Source organism: Pseudomonas sp. P1.8 (assembly GCF_001269805.1).
Classification (GTDB): Bacteria; Pseudomonadota; Gammaproteobacteria; order Pseudomonadales; family Pseudomonadaceae; genus Aquipseudomonas.
Genome location: NZ_LHVM01000008.1, coordinates 135,906 through 152,559, shown reverse-complemented (window position 1 = coordinate 152,559; position 16,654 = coordinate 135,906). Strand labels below are relative to the sequence as shown.

Genomic DNA, 16,654 nt, shown 5'->3' with positions numbered 1-16,654 from the left:
CGGCGCCGCTGCCGACCAGCGCGTAGGTGAGTGCGCCCACGGCGCCACTGACCGAGCCGACCAACGTGCCGCTGGCGGTTTCCCCGGTGTTGCCCGGCTGACTGCCGACGACCGTACCGGCGGCCAGGTCCTGGCCATCCTTGACCAGGTCGAGGGCTTTTTCGTAGACCGTGACGTCGGTGTCGCTGAGCGCTTTCAGGCAACTGTTGTACACGTCGATGGTGATGGTGGTGGTGCTTTCATCGCCGTCGGCATCGCGCACGGTGTAAGTGAACACATCCACCGCGCCGGGGCCGCTCACCGCGTTCGGAGTGCTGTGATAGACCGCGTTGCCATTGGCATCGAGGGTCAGGTAACCGTAAGTGCCGTTGATCTGGCTGTTGAGGCCGCCGATGGCCGAGGTCGATGTGTCGCTGCCGAAGCGCACGCCGACGACCGCACCGCTGGCTGCCGGGCCATCCGCACCGCCGATGTCATTGTCCAGCACATTGCCGCTGACCGTACCGCCCTCCCTTACCGAATCAGCGTCCGCTTTGGCGGTGGGCACGTCGTCGACGATGTTGACGTCAAGTGTGCCATTGGCGGTGGTGCCGTTGTCATCGACGACGGTCACGGCGAAAGGCTCGGAAATGCTGTTGGTACCGTCGGCAGTCGGGTGAGTCTCGTTATCGGCCAGGGTGTAGCTGTAGCTCACCACCCCGGTGACTGGATCAAATCCGGTGATGGTCAGCGTACTGCCCAGCGGCGTGGTGATCGATTGTGGGAAGCCCACGCTCACGCCACCGGTAACCACGGCGATGCCGCCGACAGTCAAGGTCTGCACGCCGTCCAGTGCGGTGATGGTGAAGGTGCCGCTTTGGGTCAGCGCTGGCGTGTTGGGGCTGGTGCCGTCACTGAGGTTTTTCTCGTAGACGTTCAGTTCGCCGCCGTTGGTGCTCAGGCCATCGATGGTTACGACGTCGTCATTGTTATGGATGTTCAACACCAGGTTCGCCGTGCTGGTGTCGCCATCGGCATCAGTGATGGTGTAGGTGAAACTTTCGGTGCCGTTACCACCGCCATGCAGGTTTTCGAAGTCGGCGTCAGTGGTGTTGAGCGTGTAGGTGTAGGTACCGTTGGCATTCAGCACCAGGGTGCCGTAGGTGCCGGTGAAGGTTCCCGCCGTGATCGGGCCGGTGTTTTCTCCGACGGTGACACGGTCAGCGCCTTGCACATCGTTGGTCAACACGTTGCCGTTGAGGGTCAGCAGGGTTTCCGAGGCCGTACTGGCGTTGCTGTCGTTCACGCCTTGCGGCAGGTCGTCGACGATGTTCACACCAATGCTGCCATTGGCGGTGGTGCCGTTGTCATCGACCACGGTGACTGCGAACTGCTCGGAGAGAGTGTTTGTACCATTGGCCGTCGCGTGTGCTTCATTGTCGACGAGGGTGTAGCTGTAACTGACGACACCGGTCGTGGCGTCGAACCCGGTGATGGTCAGGGTGCTGCCCAAAGGTGTGGTGATCGATTGCGGGAATCCGGCGCTCACGCCAGCGGTGACCACGGCGATGCCACCGATGGTCAAGGTCTGCACACCATCCAGTGCGGTGATGGTGAAGGTACCGTTTTGGGTCAGGGCTGGTGCGTCGGGGCTGCTGCCGTCACTGAGGTTTTTCTCGTAGACGGTGAGTTCGCCGCCGCCCGCGTTCAAGCCACCAAGGGTGACCGAATCATCGTTATTGTGAATTTGCAGCACCAGATTCGCGGTGCTGGAATCGCCATCGGCATCCGTCAGCGTGTAGGTGAATGTTTCCGTGCCATCGCCACCGCCGTGCAAGGCCTTGAAGTCCGCATCACTGGTGTTGAGGGTGTAGGTGTACGTGCCATTGGCATTCAGGACCAATGTGCCGTAAGTGCCGACGAAGGTGCCGGGCGTGATCGGACCGGAGTTTTCGCCAACCGGTACACGGTCGGCGCCCTGGGTGTCGTTGGTCAATACGTTGCCGTTGAGGGTCAGCAGCGTCTCCGAGGCGACACCATTGCCATCATCCACCGCTTTGGGCACGTCGTCGGTGATGTTGATGTCCAGGGAACCGGTGGCGGTGTCGCCATTGCTGTCGCCGGCCACCACGGTGAATTGTTCACCGACGCTGTTGGCGCCATCACCGCTCGCGTGGGTTTCGCTGCCGTTGAGGGTATAGCTGTAGCTGACAACGCCCGTCGCCGGATTGTAACCGGTGATGGTCAGCGTGCTGCCCAGCGGCGTGGTGATCGACTGCGGGAAACCGGCGGCAACACCACCGCTGATTACATTGATTCCTCCGATGCTCAGACTGTTCAGCCCATCCGGCGCCGAAATGGTGAAGGTACCGGATTGGGTCAGTGCACCGACATTTCTGGCCGAGCCGTCGTCCAGATTGGCCTCGTTGACGGTCACCTCCCCGCCCGCCAGCGACAGACCGTCGAGGGTGACGGGATTGTTCGGCCCCTCAGGCACCACGACAGGTGGCAGGATCACAGGCGCATCGGCCGCCGCGATCGCGTTGTCTGGATCACCGTCATGACGTTCTTCGGGGAATTGCGGAATGCCGTTGAAACCGGCCGTGGGAAAACCGATGACGGGATCGACCCGCCCGCCCACTTCTTCGAGCAAGACAAAACTGTGCCCTCCGCCCTGCGCCCCACCCGGCGCGGTCGTCGTTGGACCGGCAGCGGTGGCCTCAGCGGTTTGGGTCGGGTCATCGCCGGCCGCAATGGCTTTTTGCAGCTGTTCGACATCGGTCAGTTGCGCCTGACTCGGCGCCACCGGCTCAGAGGTATCGACATGGGATATCTGATTCTCCAGCATTTGACTCGTCATCTGCTGGCTGCTGCCGCGCCCGAGCGTCAGCTCCTGGCCATTTTGCAGCTGCACCGCCACCGCGCCTTCAGCGCCAGTGATCAACTGATCGCCGGCGAACAAGCGATCGCCCTCGACCACGGTGCGCCGGGTGCCGTCACTCGCCACCGCGGACACCTGACCAATAACCTTACTGACGATTCCGATGAGCGTAGCCATCTGCACTTCCTCCGCTGCCAACTGCTGTCGGCACCCTGGTTTGTGCGAAGAACGTGCTATGGCTCAGCGGGTAGCCTGACGAATTGTCTGCCGGTGCCGTTTACGTACACAAAGCAAGCCGTGGCCCCGGCGACAATCTCGACCAACCATTTCACTCACCGCGATGTTTATGGTTCGGGAAAAAGCCTATGCAATCAATGGCATTGGATCCCTGTTCCGTAACAACCTGCTGTAAGTGATGCGTAACGATCCTGAAACACCCAAATGACAAAAAACCGTCACATCCAGATCGCTCGCGCCCCTCCCCTTTCAGCACTTCCCCGCCCTGTATCGATAAGTGGACTGGAACTATTTTCCAGTTCTGACGAGCGCCCTAAAGCTCGCAATTCAGGGGCTTTCGGAGTGAACAATGTGCTGGATTTCGCAAGTCTCATAAGTTTTTTTTGGCATAACCGCTATGAAAAAAATTTCTTAGCTAAGCTCCAGAATGTTCTTAGCTCTGTTGTTACAAGCTTGAAACGGTTTTACCTATAAATGTCGTCAAATATTTGGCGACTGATAAGCACCATCAGGAATCAGGGAGATGCACCATGCGCCTATTAACCCCCCTCTGCAGCGCGGTTCTTCTGGCGATGGCCTGCACATCCCAGGCGCAGGCGATGTCGCTGACCGAAGCGATCCAGAGCACCATCGCGACCCACCCGGAATTGGCGTCGCGCGTGGACAGCCGTCTGTCGGCTGATGAAGACGTCAAAGTCGCCAAAGGGGGGTTTTATCCATCCGTTGATCTAAATGCGGCGTACGGGCGCGGGTACAGCGACAACACCAACACCCGCGCCTTCGGCAATCACCACACGGAAATCCTCAATTACACCCAGTCAGAGCTGCGCCTGCGGCAAATGCTTTTCGACGGGTTCAACACCGCCAATGAAGTGGAACGTACCAAAGGTGTAGTCAACTCTCGGGCCTATTACGCTCAAGGCACTGCTCAGGATCTGGCGCTGCGTACCACCGAGGTTTACCTTGAAGTACTCAAGCGCCGTGAACTGGTGAGTCTGGCCAAGAACAACCTGCAAGCGCACTTGCGGGTCAACGATCAGATCGGCCTGCGCACCCAGCGCGGCATCGGCAGTACCGCTGATGCCGATCAGTCCACCGCTCGCCGGGCACTGGCAGAAAACAACCTCGACACCGCCGAAGTCGATCTGGCCGATGCCGAGTCGAACTTCTACGCCGTGGTCGGGCGTTTGCCCGATGAGCTGGAAGCCCCGCCATCGATCCGCGGCGAAGTGCCCACCTCCCTGCCGGACGCCCAGCAGAGCATGGTGGAAAACAACCCTTACCTGAAATCCGCCCAGGCGGATGTGCAATCGGCCGAAAGTCAGTACGAAGTCGCCAAGTCGCCGTTCTACCCGCGCTTCGACGCCGAAGCCGCTGTGGGCGCGAACAACAACATTGCCGGCGAAGAAGGCCACGACAACGAATGGCGGGTCGGTGTGGTGATGAACTACAACCTGTTCCGCGGCGGCAGCGACAAGGCGCGCCTGCAGTCCGACGCGCACAAGATCAACCAGGCGATGGACATCCGTAACAACGCCCTGCGCCAGCTCAACGAGAACATTCACCTGGCCTGGAACGCCATGGTCAACGCCAAGAAACAAACCCCGACCGCCCGCGAATACGCCGACACCAGCAAACGGGTACGCATGGCTTATCAGGATCAGTTCGGCCTCGGCCAGCGCACTCTGCTCGACCTGCTGGACAGTGAAAACGAGCTCTATAATGCCAACCGTCGCTACACAGAAGTGCGCTACACCGAGGAGTATTCGATGTACCGCGTGCTGGCGAACATGGGCCAGTTGTTGAGCAAGCAACGGGTGGTATTGCCCGCCGACGCGATTGCCCAGACCGAAGTGAAGAACGAAGCCCGTTTACCCGAAATGAAGTAGTGCCCCGGAGCGACCAATGTGACCAGCATGGAACCCGGCAATACTGGTGTCGATCCGCGCCTGAGTTTCGATGACCCGCTCCTCGACGGTCTGTTGATCCTCTGCAAACTCCATGGCGCGACCGTCAGTCGTGCCAGCCTCAGTGCCGGGCTGCCAATGGCACACCAACGCCTGAGCCTGGACCTGCTGCCCCGCGCAGCGGCCCGGGCCGGCCTGCAGGCGCGCTTGCTGCGCCGCGAACTCAAAAACATCTCCCCGCTCAACCTGCCCGTGATGCTGCTGCTCAACAATGGCCGCACAGCCGTCCTGCGCCGTTATGGCGAGGACGGTCGGGTGCTGATCCTGCCCAGTGAAGCGGACGGCGGGGAACAATGGATCAGCCCGCAAGAGCTGGAGGAACATTACGCAGGCCAGGCGTTGTTCGCCCGGCCGCGGCACGAACTTGAAGACCTGCGTTCGCCACTGGTGCCGCGGGTCCAGGCCTGGTTTCGCGACACCCTGAAACTGTCGAAATGGCTGTACAGCGACGCGATTCTGGCGAGTTTCCTGATCAACCTGCTGGGCTTGATGGTGCCGCTGTTCGTGATGCAAACCTACGACCGCGTGGTGCCGAACCAGGCGACATCAACGCTGTGGGTGCTGTCCATCGGTCTGTTGATCGGCACCGGTTTTGAACTGGTGTTGCGGGTAGTGCGAGCGCATTTGCTCGATACCGCCGGCAAGAAAACCGACGTGATTCTCTCGGCAACCCTGTTCGAGCGCATCACCGGCATGGCGATGAAAGCGCGACCGGCAACCATCGGCGGATTTGCCCAAAGCATCCATGACTTCCAGGGCCTGCGCGAGTTTCTCACCGCCGTGACCCTGACCAGCCTGATCGACCTGCCGTTTGCCCTTTTGATGCTGGTGGTGATCGGCCTGCTTGGCGGTTGGCTGGTGGTGATTCCGGTCTTGGCATTTCCCATCACCATCATCTTTGCCATGGTGATTCAGACACGCCTGCGCGATACCGTGCAAAAAAGCCTGAGCCTGGGCGCTGAGCGCCAGGCATTGCTGATCGAAACCCTCAGCGGCCTGGAAACCCTCAAGGCCTGCAGCGCCGAAAGCGAGCGTCAGCACAAATGGGAAAGCACCCACGGCGCCCTCACCCGCCTCGACAGCCACGCGCGCAACCTCTCCGCCCTGGCCACCAACGGTACGTTGTTCATCCAGCAGTTCTGCGGCATGGCGACGATCGTTGCCGGGGTCTACAGCATCATCGCCGGCAACCTCAGTGTCGGTGCACTGGTGGCGACCTACATGCTCGGCAGTCGAGTACTCGCGCCACTGGGGCAAATCGCCGGTCTGATCACCCGTTATCAGCAAGCACAACTGACCATGAAAAGCACCGATGCGCTGATGAGCCTGCCTCAGGAGCGCGATGCCCGGCAACGGCCGCTTGAACGCACCCAACTGCAAGGTGCGCTGGATGTCGTGGGCGTGACCTTTCACTACAACGGCCAAAGCGCCCCGGCGCTGGCCAATGTCAGCTTCAGCGTCAAACCCGGTGAACGCATCGGCATCATCGGGCGCAGCGGTTCGGGCAAAAGCACCCTGGCGCGTCTGGTGATGGGTTTCTACGAACCGGAAGAGGGTCAACTGCTGCTCGATGGCCTGGACCTGCGACAACTGGACGTCGCCGACCTGCGCCATCAGATCGGCTACGTCGCCCACGACCTGCCGCTGCTGGCCGGCAGCCTGCGCGACAACCTGACCCTCGGCGCACGCTACATCAGCGACGCCCGCATGCTGGAAGTGGCAGAACTGACCGGTGTCACCGAACTGGCTCGCCAACATCCGCAAGGCTTCGACCGGCCGGTGGGTGAACGTGGGCAACTGTTATCGGGCGGCCAGCGTCAGGCCGTGTTGCTCGCGCGTGCTTTGCTGCTCGATCCGCCGATCATGCTGCTCGACGAACCCACCAGTGCCATGGACAACAGCAGCGAAGACGCTCTTCGGCAAAAACTCCACAGCTGGGTCCAGGGTAAAACCATCTTGCTGGTGACTCACCGCACGTCGATGCTCAGCCTGGTGGATCGGCTGATCGTCCTGGACAACGGACGGATCGTGGCCGATGGTCCAAAAGAAGCGGTCATCGATGCACTGCGCAAGGGCCGTGTCGGCTCTTCAGCTGTCTAGGAGTCGCCCATGTCTGCCGATCAGCCTGTACCGTCGAACGATCGCGGCTACTTCGACAGTTTCAACAAAAGTGCCGAGACCGAGTTCATGCCGGAAACCGCCGGCGCCGCATTGCAAGACTCCCCGCGCTGGTCGCGGATCACCGTATGGCTGGCTGCCGGGTTGATTGTCAGTGCCGTGGTCTGGGCCAAATTCGCGGTGCTTCAGGAAGTGACCATGGGCGAAGGCAAGGCGATACCGTCGAGCAAGGTCCAGGTGATCCAGAACCTTGAAGGCGGGATCGTCAGCGAGATTTTCGTGCGCGAAGGGCAAATGGTGAGCAAGGGCGACACCCTGCTGCGTCTTGATGACACGCGCTACCTGTCAAACAAAGGCGAAAGCGAAGCCGATCGTTATGCCCTCACCGCGCAGGTTGAACGCCTGTCTGCCGAAGCCGAAGGCCGACCCTTCAAGCTGTCAGAAGAAGTGATCGCCAAGGCCCCGCAAGTGGCCGAAGACGAGCGTTCGCTGTACGAGCAACGGCAACGTCGACTGGCCAGCGAACAGCGCACTTTGAGCGAACAATTGCGGCAGAAAACCCAGGAGCTTGCGGAGTTTCGTTCCAAGGCCGGGCAATTCAGTTCGAGCCTGTCGCTGGTCAATCAAGAGATGAACATGTCCGAGCCACTGGTAAAGACCGGCGCTGTGTCGCCGGTGGAGATCCTGCGACTCAAACGCAGCGCCGTGGAAATTCGCGGCTCGCTGAATGCAACGACGCTGGCCATTCCCCGGGCGGAATCGGCGATTGCCGAGATCCGCAGCAAGATCGACGAGTCGGAACAAACCTTCCGCTCGGAAGCGGCCAAAGAGCTCAATGAGAAACGTACCGACCTGTCAAAAATCACGGCAACCAGCATCGCCATCGACGACCGAGTAACCCGGACCACCGTGGTCTCACCGGTCAAGGGCATCATCAAAGTGCTGAAGGTCAATACCATCGGTGGTGTGGTCCAGCCGGGCAGTGACATGGTGGAAATCGTGCCGCTCGAAGACAACCTGCTGATCGAGGCCAAGGTTCGACCACAGGACGTGGCGTTCCTGCACCCGGGCCAGAAAGCCATGGTCAAGTTCAGCGCCTACGACTACACGATCTACGGCGGCTTGAGCGCCAAACTGGAATTGATCGGCGCCGACACCATCACCGATGACAAGGGCAACAGCTTCTACCTGATCCAGGTGCGCACCGATAAAAACCACTTGGGCGGGGACGTGAAACCGCTGCTGATCATTCCAGGGATGGTGGCGACGGTGGACATCATTACCGGGGAGAAGACGGTGCTCGATTACTTGCTCAAACCGGTACTGAAGGCGCGGACCGAGGCGATGCGGGAAAGGTAGGCCTGACTCAATCCTGACTTGCAAGGCTGTTGTGGCGAGGGAGCTTGCTCCCTCGCCACAAAGAACTTCATTGCTTGTGATTCTTGCGGTAAACCTCCTCCCCCATCGCCGCAATCTGCCCCTCGATCAACGCCTCGAACGGTTTCAACAACGGTGCAAACGTGGTCGGAACCTCGAGGGTTTCCAACGCCTGCACAATCGCCTCCACCGTCGACAAGGCCCCTGGCCCCGGTGCCTTGCGCAGCCGATAACGGGACACACCACCCTCGGCCAGCGTCACCCTCGGCAACGCCGCCAACAGCGGATTGAGGTGCAGCATTTTGCGCGCCTTGCGCCACGTGCCGTCGGGGACCACCAGCAACAGCGGATCTTCAGTCCCGGCATAACCCTGCATCGGTTGAGCGTCCTCGCCGGGAAACAACAACCGCGCCCGATACCCTGGCTGATTCAACAACGCGGGCAAATCCTCGAACACCTCCCCCACGATCAACTCGGCATTCTTCAATCCAAGCGCCGCCAGACGCGCCGTATTCAACGCATGGTTCACTTCACCCGGATGCTGCAACAGCAGTACTCGGGTGCGGCTGTCGAGGCTTGGAATCAACGGGCACAGACAGTGGGTTTGCGGGCGCAGGCAGCGTGGACATTGGATTCTGGACATCGTCTTCAGGCCTGATTCAGTTGAGCTTTAAGCAGATCGCGAAAGGTCTGGATCAACGGCTCGCGGCTACGGCCCCGGCGCACAATCATCGAGAATGGCGCCTGATAACCGAAGGTCGCCGGCAGCAACACCCGCAAGTCCCCCTTGTCAGCCCAGGCCTGGGCGTAGTGCTCAGGCAAATAGCCAATGTAGGCGCCGGACAGCACCAGAATCAACTGCGCCTCCATACTCTCCACGGTCGCGGCGCTGTGCTTGAAACCGTGGCGTGCCAGTTCGGCCTGGCTCCAATAGCCGCGACCGACCATGCGTTGCTGAGTAATAACCTGCTCGGGAATGCGCCGCTCGTTGAACAGCGGATGCCGCGTGCTGCAATACAACCAGTGTTGTTCACGGTACAGCGGCATGTACACCAGACCGCTCATGCGGGTGGAGAACGCACCGATGGCAAGGTCCAGGCGGTTGTCCTGCACGCCAAGCTGCAATTCGTAAGGGCTCATGACCGACAGGTGCAAATGCACGGCTGGGTGCTCCTGGCTGTAGGCGCCGATGGCTTCGGCGAACGGCAAGGCCTTGTCGCTGACGGTCGAGTCGATCACGCCCAGGTTCAACGTCCCGCGCAATTCGCCCTTGAGGGCGGCGGCGTATTGCTCGAAGCCTTCGAGTTCACCCAACAGACGCAGGGTCTCCTGATGGAACAGCTCACCCTTGCTGGTCAGGCTGAAACCGCCACGACCGCGATGGCAGAGCACCAGGCCGAGGGCCGATTCGAGCTGGCTCATGTAGGTGCTGATCGCCGATGTCGATAGGTTGAGCTCATGCTGGGCGTTAGCGAATCCCTGATGGCGTACCACGCTGACGAAGATGCGCAATAGTTTGAGGTCGGGTAAAGCGTTGGCCATCGGTGGCTCCGTAACCTGTTCAGTGAGTCCGCGCTGTGGGATGGGCGGTTGCTGCGCAACCGATCACCAGCAAGCCGGCTCCTACAGTAATAACCAATACCTCGGGCCGACGCCGACCTGTAGGAGCCGGCTTGCTGGCGATCGGTCCACCCGTGCAACGCATCGCTCAAGCCGAGAAGTCTATCCCGGCCCTCACCATTAGTTTAGAAAAATCTGAACTAAGTATTTGCCCGTAGCGATTCTTCCCGGCCACTACATTTCGCAGAATCCGCACAAATCGGTGCCCGTACCTTCCGTTAACGGCGCAACCAATAAATAAAACAACGACGATGAGGCCCTACCCGTGGACAAGATTCTTCACCAACCACTGGGCGGCAACGAAATGCCGCGCTTCGGCGGCATCGCCACCATGATGCGACTCCCCCACTTGAACACCGCTGCCGGTCTGGACGCTGCCTTTGTAGGCGTGCCACTGGACATCGGTACTTCGCTGCGCCCCGGCACCCGTTTCGGACCTCGCGAAATCCGCGCCGAGTCGGTGATGATCCGCCCGTACAACATGGCCACCGGCGCTGCTCCGTTCGACTCGCTGTCGGTTGCCGACATCGGCGACATCGCGATCAACACCTTCAACCTGCTGGATGCCGTACGGATCATCGAAGAATCCTACGACAATATCCTCGAACACGATGTGATTCCGCTGACCCTGGGCGGCGACCACACCATCACTTTGCCGATCCTGCGTGCCATCCATAAAAAGCATGGCAAGGTCGGCCTGGTGCACATCGACGCCCACGCCGATGTTAACGATCACATGTTCGGCGAGAAAATCGCCCACGGCACCACTTTCCGCCGCGCCGTTGAAGAAGGCCTGTTGGACCCGGACCGTGTCGTACAGATCGGCCTGCGCGCCCAGGGCTACACCGCCGACGACTTCAACTGGAGCCGCAACCAGGGTTTCCGCGTCGTTCAGGCCGAAGAGTGCTGGCACAAATCCCTGGCGCCACTGATGGCCGAAGTTCGCGAGAAAGTCGGCGGCGGCCCGGTGTACCTGAGCTTCGACATCGACGGCATCGACCCGGCCTGGGCCCCTGGCACGGGAACCCCGGAAATCGGTGGTCTGACGACCATTCAGGCGATCGAGATCGTTCGTGGCTGCCAAGGCCTCGACCTGGTCGGTTGCGATCTGGTAGAAGTCTCGCCCGCTTATGACACCACCGGCAACACCTCGCTGCTGGCCGCCAACCTGCTGTACGAAATGCTCTGCGTACTGCCTGGTGTGGTCCACCGCTGAGGATCGGTCATGAACGAACGTGATCAGGTTCTGAAAGCCGCCGCCGACCTGGTGGCGGCGTTTGCCCGTAACGATCGCGAAGCCTACTTCGGCGCATTCAGCGCCGATGCCAGCTTCGTTTTCTACACCCTCGATCAGCCCCTGCTATCGCGCGACGCCTATCAGGCGATGTGGGACGGCTGGCGCTCCGAGGATGGCTTCGAGGTGCTTTCGTGCACCTCAAGCAACGCCTTCGTGAGCCTTCAGGGTGACGTGGCGATTTTCATCCATGACGTGGCCACCGAGCTGCGCATGCAAGGGGAGCGGCACTTTAGCCAGGAGCGCGAGACGATTGTTTTCAAGAAACAAGCGTCTGGCCAAGAACAACAAGGCCTATGGCTGGCCTGCCACGAACATTTGTCCGCCATGCCGGAAGGGCTGCCACCCCCTTAGCCAAACAGGTGACGCTCACACACGATGGGCGCGCCTTTATGATCGGAGCAGATCATGAATAACAAAAACAACGAAAAAAGCCTTAGCAGCATCGAAACAAACGGGGTCGAACAGATCCCGGACCATGAACGTACCGCCCGTCCCGGTGACTTGTTTCGCCTGATCTTCGGCGGCGCCAACACCTTTGCCACCGCCGTGCTCGGCAGTTTCCCGGTGCTGTTCGGCCTGTCTTTTCAGGCCGGGGTCTGGGCGATTGTGCTGGGCGTGGTGCTCGGTTCGTTGATCCTGGCACCGATGGGCCTGTTCGGGCCGATCAACGGCACCAACAACGCCGTGTCTTCCGGTGCACACTTCGGCGTGCACGGGCGAATCGTCGGGTCCTTCCTGTCGCTGTTGACTGCTATCGCGTTCTTCTCGCTCTCTGTATGGAGTTCGGGCGATGCGCTGGTGGGCGGTGCCAAACGCCTGATCGACCTGCCGGAAACCGACCTGACCCTGGGCCTGGCCTACGGTTTGTTCGCGTTGCTGGTACTGACTGTATGCATCTATGGCTTTCGCTTCATGTTGTGGGTCAACCGCATTGCGGTGTGGGCGGCCAGCCTGCTGTTCCTGCTGGGTGTTTTCGCTTTCGCTCCTGCATTCGACAGCCAGTACGCCGGCACCGTGGCCATGGGTCAGGCCGGTTTCTGGGCAGCCTTTATCGGTGCCGCACTGGTCGCGATGAGCAACCCGATCTCCTTCGGCGCGTTCCTCGGCGACTGGTCCCGTTACATCCCGCGTGAAACGCCGAAAGGCCGGATCATGGTATCGGTGATCGCAGCACAACTGGCCACGCTGATTCCGTTCCTGTTCGGTCTGGTCACCGCCACGATCGTTGCGGTCAAGGCACCGGACTACATCGCGGCCAACAACTATGTTGGCGGGCTGCTGGCCGTTTCGCCGAGCTGGTTTTTCCTGCCGGTGTGCCTGATTGCGGTGATTGGTGGCATGTCCACCGGCACCACCTCGCTGTACGGCACCGGGCTGGACATGTCCAGCGTGTTCCCACGGGTGCTGTCGCGGGTCAAGGCCACGCTGCTGATCGGTGTGATGTCGATTGCCTTCATCTTCATCGGGCGCTTCGCGGCGAACCTGGTGCAGAGCGTGTCCACCTTCGCCGTGCTGATCATCACCTGCACCACTCCGTGGATGGTGATCATGATCATCGGCCTGCTGGTGCGTCGCGGCTTCTACTGCCCGGATGACCTGCAAGTGTTCACCCGCGGCGAAAAGGGTGGCCGTTACTGGTTCACCCACGGCTGGAACTGGCGTGGCCTCGGCGCCTGGATCCCAAGCGCGGCCGTCGGCCTGTGCTTCGTGAATCTGCCGGGGCAGTTTGTCGGACCACTGGGCGAAATGGCCGGCGGCATCGACATCAGCCTGCCGGTGACTCTGGGCCTGGCTTCGCTGGTGTACCTGGCGCTGCTGAGCCTGTTCCCGGAATCGAGCGCAGTGTTCGGCCCGAACGATGCACGCAGCAAGAGCACGGATTCGCTCGCTAAACCGGCGATGCGCCAAGCCGCCTGATTTTTTGAAGACAGGGCCATGAGGTGACCTCTGTGGCGAGGGAGCTTGCTCCCTCGCCACAAGAACTACCCCATAGCCATAACGCAACTTTGTTTCACCATAAAAAAGACAATCGGAGACACGCCATCATGGCTTTGGATTTATTCGTCGTACTCATCTACGCCGCCGCGATGCTGATACTCGGCTACTACGGCATGCGCAAGGCCAAGACCAACGAAGACTTTTTAGTTGCCGGTCGCAACCTCGGCCCTAGCCTGTACATGGGCACCATGGCCGCCACCGTTCTGGGCGGCGCGTCCACTGTGGGCACCGTGCGTCTGGGCTACGTGCATGGCATCTCCGGTTTCTGGCTGTGCGCGGCCCTCGGTTGCGGGATCGTGGCACTGAACCTGTTCCTCGCCAAACCGCTGCTGAAGCTGAAGATCTATACCGTTACCCAGGTCCTGGAAAAACGCTACAACCCGATGGCCCGCTCCGCGAGCGCGATCATCATGCTGGCGTACGCGCTGATGATCGGCGTGACGTCGATTCTGGCAATCGGCACTGTGCTGCAAGTGCTGTTTGGTCTGCCGTTCTGGATTTCGGTGCTGCTCGGTGGCGGCGTGGTCGTGATCTACTCGGCAATTGGCGGTATGTGGTCCCTGACCCTGACCGACATCGTCCAGTTCATCATCAAGACCGTTGGCCTGATGTTTATCCTGTTGCCAATCTGCCTGTACCGCGTCGGCGGCTGGGATGAGTTGGTTCTGAAACTGCCGGCGGCAAGCTTCAGCTTCACCACCATCGGCTGGGACACCATCATCACCTACTTCATGATCTACTTCTTCGGGATCCTGATCGGCCAGGACATCTGGCAACGGGTATTCACCGTCAAGACCGCCAAAGTGGCTCAGGTTGCCGGAACCGCTGCCGGTATCTACTGCATCATCTACGGCCTGGCCTGCGCCCTGATCGGCATGGCGGCGCACGTTCTGATCCCGGATCTGGACAACGTCAACAACGCCTTCGCCGCCATCGTCAAACTGTCCCTGCCAGACGGTATTCGTGGCCTGGTGATCGCTGCCGCACTGGCGGCCATGATGTCCACCGCCAGCGCCGGCCTGCTGGCCGCTGCCACTACCCTGACCGAAGACTTGCTGCCGAAACTGCGTGGCGGCAAACAGTCGAGTCTGGCGATCAACCGCCTGTTCACCCTGTTGACCGGTATCGTGGTATTGGGCATCGCTCTGATCGTGAACGACGTGATCAGCGCCCTGACCCTGGCCTACAACCTGCTGGTGGGCGGCATGCTGATCCCGCTGATGGGTGCCATCTTCTGGAAACGCGCCACCACCGCCGGCGCTATCGCCAGCATGGGCATGGGCTTCGCCACTGCGCTGCTGTTCATGTTCAAGGACGGTCTGGATGCCAACACCCCGATCTACTACAGCCTTGGCGTAGGTCTGGTGAGCTTCGTGGTCGTCAGCCTGATGTCCCGTCGCCCGGCTGTATTGGCGAGCGCTGCGTGAGCTGACCTGACAACTTGATGCTTTCTTCGACGGGTGTGGCGTCGGTTGCCACACCCGTTTTTTTTCGTCTGGAGAAACCCTCCAGCGGCTAAAGCCTGCTGTACTCATCACAAGGATAAAAAAGGCAGGGAGAACAACAACGCCCTCGAAGAACCCTCATGAACAGAGCTGCCGTCCGTGCCGTGGTGCATCGCTACATCAGCCGCCTGCTGGAAAATCAGCAAGACTTCGACGACAACGCCAACCTGGCGCAGTTGGGACTGGATAAGGAAGATATCGAGGAGCTGATCTTCCATCTCGAAGATGAGCTGGGCGTGACGGCGTTTACTGCCGAAGAAGACCGGATGCTGAAGAATGCCAGGACGGCGAATGATTTGAGTCAGTTCTTGATGGAGATCGGGCGGCATTGAATGCCGCGCCCAGTGAAATATCAGAGCGCCAGGATCGCAACCTTCGGCGCTCCTACGGATTCACGCGCAACCGCAACACTTGCACAACGCCCTGCAGGCGCCGCCGCAGGTTGCGATCTTTCCCAAACCCTGACGCGATCACCGACGTCGCTGCTGACGCCGACGCTGTTCGTCGTCAGTGCGAATAGGCACAGGTTGCAGAGGCGGTTCGATCAACCCGAGTGCAACACCCAGGTCGTGCAGCCAGTTTTGGATTTTCTCTTTCATGGTGCCCCCCTTCAGGGTAGTGCCGAGCGGCCAAAATTCTGTAGCCCCTTCGCACTGATAATAGTCCGAAGTCCCAAGCAATGCTCGCCCAACGTCGCAATGATCTGTTACTGAATCCATCACAATCACCCGGCGTTCAGGCAATGGCCTGTGCCGGCGACATTGCCGGCGGAAAAACCGCCTGCTGTTGTTCGATCCATGCGTTCAAGTTGGCCCCCAGCATGCCCTTGCGCCACATCAGCCAGGTGGTCGCACTGGCAAACGGTTCGGCCAAGGGGTGCACGGCCACGCTTTCACGGCCCGGCAGGCTGGCAAGCATCGACTCAGACATCAACGCCACGCCTGAACCGGCAATCACACAGGCCAGCATTCCCGGATAGGATTCTATCTCCATTGCCCGGCCCATCGCCGCATGGTCATGGGCGAACCAGGCTTCCAGGCGCATCCGGTAAGAGCAGCCCTGGCGAAAGGTGAACACCGAACGCCCTTCCACATCCAGCGCACTGCGCACGGGCGGATGATCGGCCTCGCTGATCAGCACCAGCCGCTCTTCGCACAACGGCACGCCGTCAAGTCCGGCAAACTCCAGCGGACCATCCACCAGCGCCGCATCAAGCCGACCGGTCAGCAAGCCTTCAAGCAATTCGCCACTGGGTCCGGACTGCACTTGCAGGTTCACCGCCGGATACAGCCGGTGATACCGCGCCAGCAGCGCCGGCAAGTGAATCGCCGCCGTGCTGTACATGGTGCCGAGTACAAAATCGCCCGCTGGCTGACCGCCCTGCACCGCTGCACTGGCTTCGTCATGCAGGGCGAACAGTTTGACGGTGTAATCCAGCAAGACTTTTCCCGCAGGCGACAACTGCAAACGCTGACGCTCACGCCGGAACAGTTCGACACCCAGTTGCTCCTCCAGCTGCTTGAGCCGGGTAGACAGGTTCGACGGCACCCGATGCAGCCGTTCGGCAGCACGGGTGATCGAGCCCTCCTGCGCCACGGCCTGGAAGATGCGCAATTGGCTGAATTCCACGACATTCTCCTAATCAGAACAACTTACTCAATATTATTCATTTTTA

The 16,654-nt window shown here is 60.4% G+C and carries 13 protein-coding genes; 8 read left to right on the top strand and 5 right to left on the bottom strand.

Annotated elements, in window-relative coordinates; genetic code table 11:
- A partial coding sequence (locus tag AD668_RS07450; RefSeq protein ID WP_156322312.1) for a retention module-containing protein occupies positions 1 to 3,037 on the bottom strand: 3,037 nt, incomplete at its 3' end.
- Positions 3,038 to 3,627: 590 nt separating this feature from the next.
- Here AD668_RS07450 and AD668_RS07445 point away from each other — a divergent pair.
- The 3 genes from AD668_RS07445 to AD668_RS07435 are packed head-to-tail and all read left to right on the top strand — an operon-like array spanning position 3,628 to position 8,541.
- Positions 3,628 to 4,986: a TolC family outer membrane protein gene (locus tag AD668_RS07445; protein WP_053156402.1), complete on the top strand. Its 1,359-nt coding sequence runs from the start codon at positions 3,628 to 3,630 to the stop codon at positions 4,984 to 4,986.
- An 18-nt stretch (positions 4,987 to 5,004) separates the two neighbouring features.
- Entirely contained in the window at positions 5,005 to 7,164 is a 2,160-nt protein-coding gene (locus AD668_RS07440; RefSeq protein WP_053156400.1) for a type I secretion system permease/ATPase, read from the top strand.
- Positions 7,165 to 7,173: 9 nt separating this feature from the next.
- Positions 7,174 to 8,541: an HlyD family type I secretion periplasmic adaptor subunit gene (locus tag AD668_RS07435; protein ID WP_053156398.1), complete on the top strand. Its 1,368-nt coding sequence runs from the start codon at positions 7,174 to 7,176 to the stop codon at positions 8,539 to 8,541.
- Positions 8,542 to 8,608: 67 nt separating this feature from the next.
- Here AD668_RS07435 and AD668_RS07430 read toward each other — a convergent pair whose 3' ends face one another.
- Positions 8,609 to 9,202, bottom strand: coding sequence for a tRNA-uridine aminocarboxypropyltransferase (locus AD668_RS07430; protein WP_053156395.1), 594 nt, complete (start codon positions 9,200 to 9,202; stop codon positions 8,609 to 8,611).
- Positions 9,203 to 9,207: 5 nt separating this feature from the next.
- The gene (locus tag AD668_RS07425; RefSeq protein WP_053156392.1) at positions 9,208 to 10,101 is read right to left on the bottom strand and encodes a LysR family transcriptional regulator; all 894 of its coding nucleotides are present in this window, start codon (positions 10,099 to 10,101) and stop codon (positions 9,208 to 9,210) included.
- Between the two features lie 343 nt (positions 10,102 to 10,444).
- Between AD668_RS07425 and speB the strand changes: the two genes are divergently transcribed.
- The 5 genes from speB to AD668_RS07400 all read left to right on the top strand — a co-directional run bounded on the left by speB (position 10,445) and on the right by AD668_RS07400 (position 15,311).
- Positions 10,445 to 11,395 carry an agmatinase gene (gene speB / locus AD668_RS07420; RefSeq protein ID WP_047532133.1) on the top strand — a complete coding sequence of 317 codons (951 nt, stop codon included), beginning with the start codon at positions 10,445 to 10,447 and terminating at the stop codon, positions 11,393 to 11,395.
- Positions 11,396 to 11,404: 9 nt separating this feature from the next.
- Positions 11,405 to 11,827 carry a nuclear transport factor 2 family protein gene (locus AD668_RS07415; RefSeq protein WP_053156388.1) on the top strand — a complete coding sequence of 141 codons (423 nt, stop codon included), beginning with the start codon at positions 11,405 to 11,407 and terminating at the stop codon, positions 11,825 to 11,827.
- 54 nt (positions 11,828 to 11,881) lie between these two features.
- Positions 11,882 to 13,393, top strand: coding sequence for a cytosine permease (locus AD668_RS07410; protein ID WP_053156385.1), 1,512 nt, complete (start codon positions 11,882 to 11,884; stop codon positions 13,391 to 13,393).
- A 128-nt stretch (positions 13,394 to 13,521) separates the two neighbouring features.
- Complete coding sequence (locus AD668_RS07405) at positions 13,522 to 14,901, top strand: sodium:solute symporter (RefSeq protein WP_053156382.1); 1,380 nt, start codon at positions 13,522 to 13,524, stop codon at positions 14,899 to 14,901.
- A 158-nt stretch (positions 14,902 to 15,059) separates the two neighbouring features.
- A complete protein-coding gene (locus AD668_RS07400; RefSeq protein ID WP_053156378.1) occupies positions 15,060 to 15,311 on the top strand; it encodes an acyl carrier protein in 252 nt (83 codons plus the stop codon).
- A 138-nt stretch (positions 15,312 to 15,449) separates the two neighbouring features.
- On the opposite strand, the gene AD668_RS29850 is transcribed toward AD668_RS07400, so the two are convergent.
- Positions 15,450 to 15,578 carry a PA1414 family protein gene (locus AD668_RS29850; protein ID WP_007914492.1) on the bottom strand — a complete coding sequence of 43 codons (129 nt, stop codon included), beginning with the start codon at positions 15,576 to 15,578 and terminating at the stop codon, positions 15,450 to 15,452.
- A 136-nt stretch (positions 15,579 to 15,714) separates the two neighbouring features.
- Positions 15,715 to 16,608: a LysR family transcriptional regulator gene (locus AD668_RS07395; RefSeq protein WP_053156374.1), complete on the bottom strand. Its 894-nt coding sequence runs from the start codon at positions 16,606 to 16,608 to the stop codon at positions 15,715 to 15,717.
- Positions 16,609 to 16,654 lie beyond the last annotated feature (46 nt).

Excerpts from the sequence above, each read along its gene's own strand:
- AD668_RS07410 (WP_053156385.1), top strand. The coding sequence starts at position 11,882 with ATGAATAACAAAAACAACGAAAAAAGCCTTAGCAGCATCGAAACAAAC.
- AD668_RS07415 (WP_053156388.1), top strand. The coding sequence starts at position 11,405 with ATGAACGAACGTGATCAGGTTCTGAAAGCCGCCGCCGACCTGGTGGCG.
- AD668_RS07445 (WP_053156402.1), top strand. The coding sequence starts at position 3,628 with ATGCGCCTATTAACCCCCCTCTGCAGCGCGGTTCTTCTGGCGATGGCC.
- AD668_RS07425 (WP_053156392.1), bottom strand. The coding sequence starts at position 10,101 with ATGGCCAACGCTTTACCCGACCTCAAACTATTGCGCATCTTCGTCAGC.
- AD668_RS07400 (WP_053156378.1), top strand. The coding sequence starts at position 15,060 with ATGAACAGAGCTGCCGTCCGTGCCGTGGTGCATCGCTACATCAGCCGC.
- AD668_RS07405 (WP_053156382.1), top strand. The coding sequence starts at position 13,522 with ATGGCTTTGGATTTATTCGTCGTACTCATCTACGCCGCCGCGATGCTG.
- AD668_RS07430 (WP_053156395.1), bottom strand. The coding sequence starts at position 9,202 with ATGTCCAGAATCCAATGTCCACGCTGCCTGCGCCCGCAAACCCACTGT.
- AD668_RS07435 (WP_053156398.1), top strand. The coding sequence starts at position 7,174 with ATGTCTGCCGATCAGCCTGTACCGTCGAACGATCGCGGCTACTTCGAC.
- AD668_RS29850 (WP_007914492.1), bottom strand. The coding sequence starts at position 15,578 with ATGAAAGAGAAAATCCAAAACTGGCTGCACGACCTGGGTGTTGCACTC.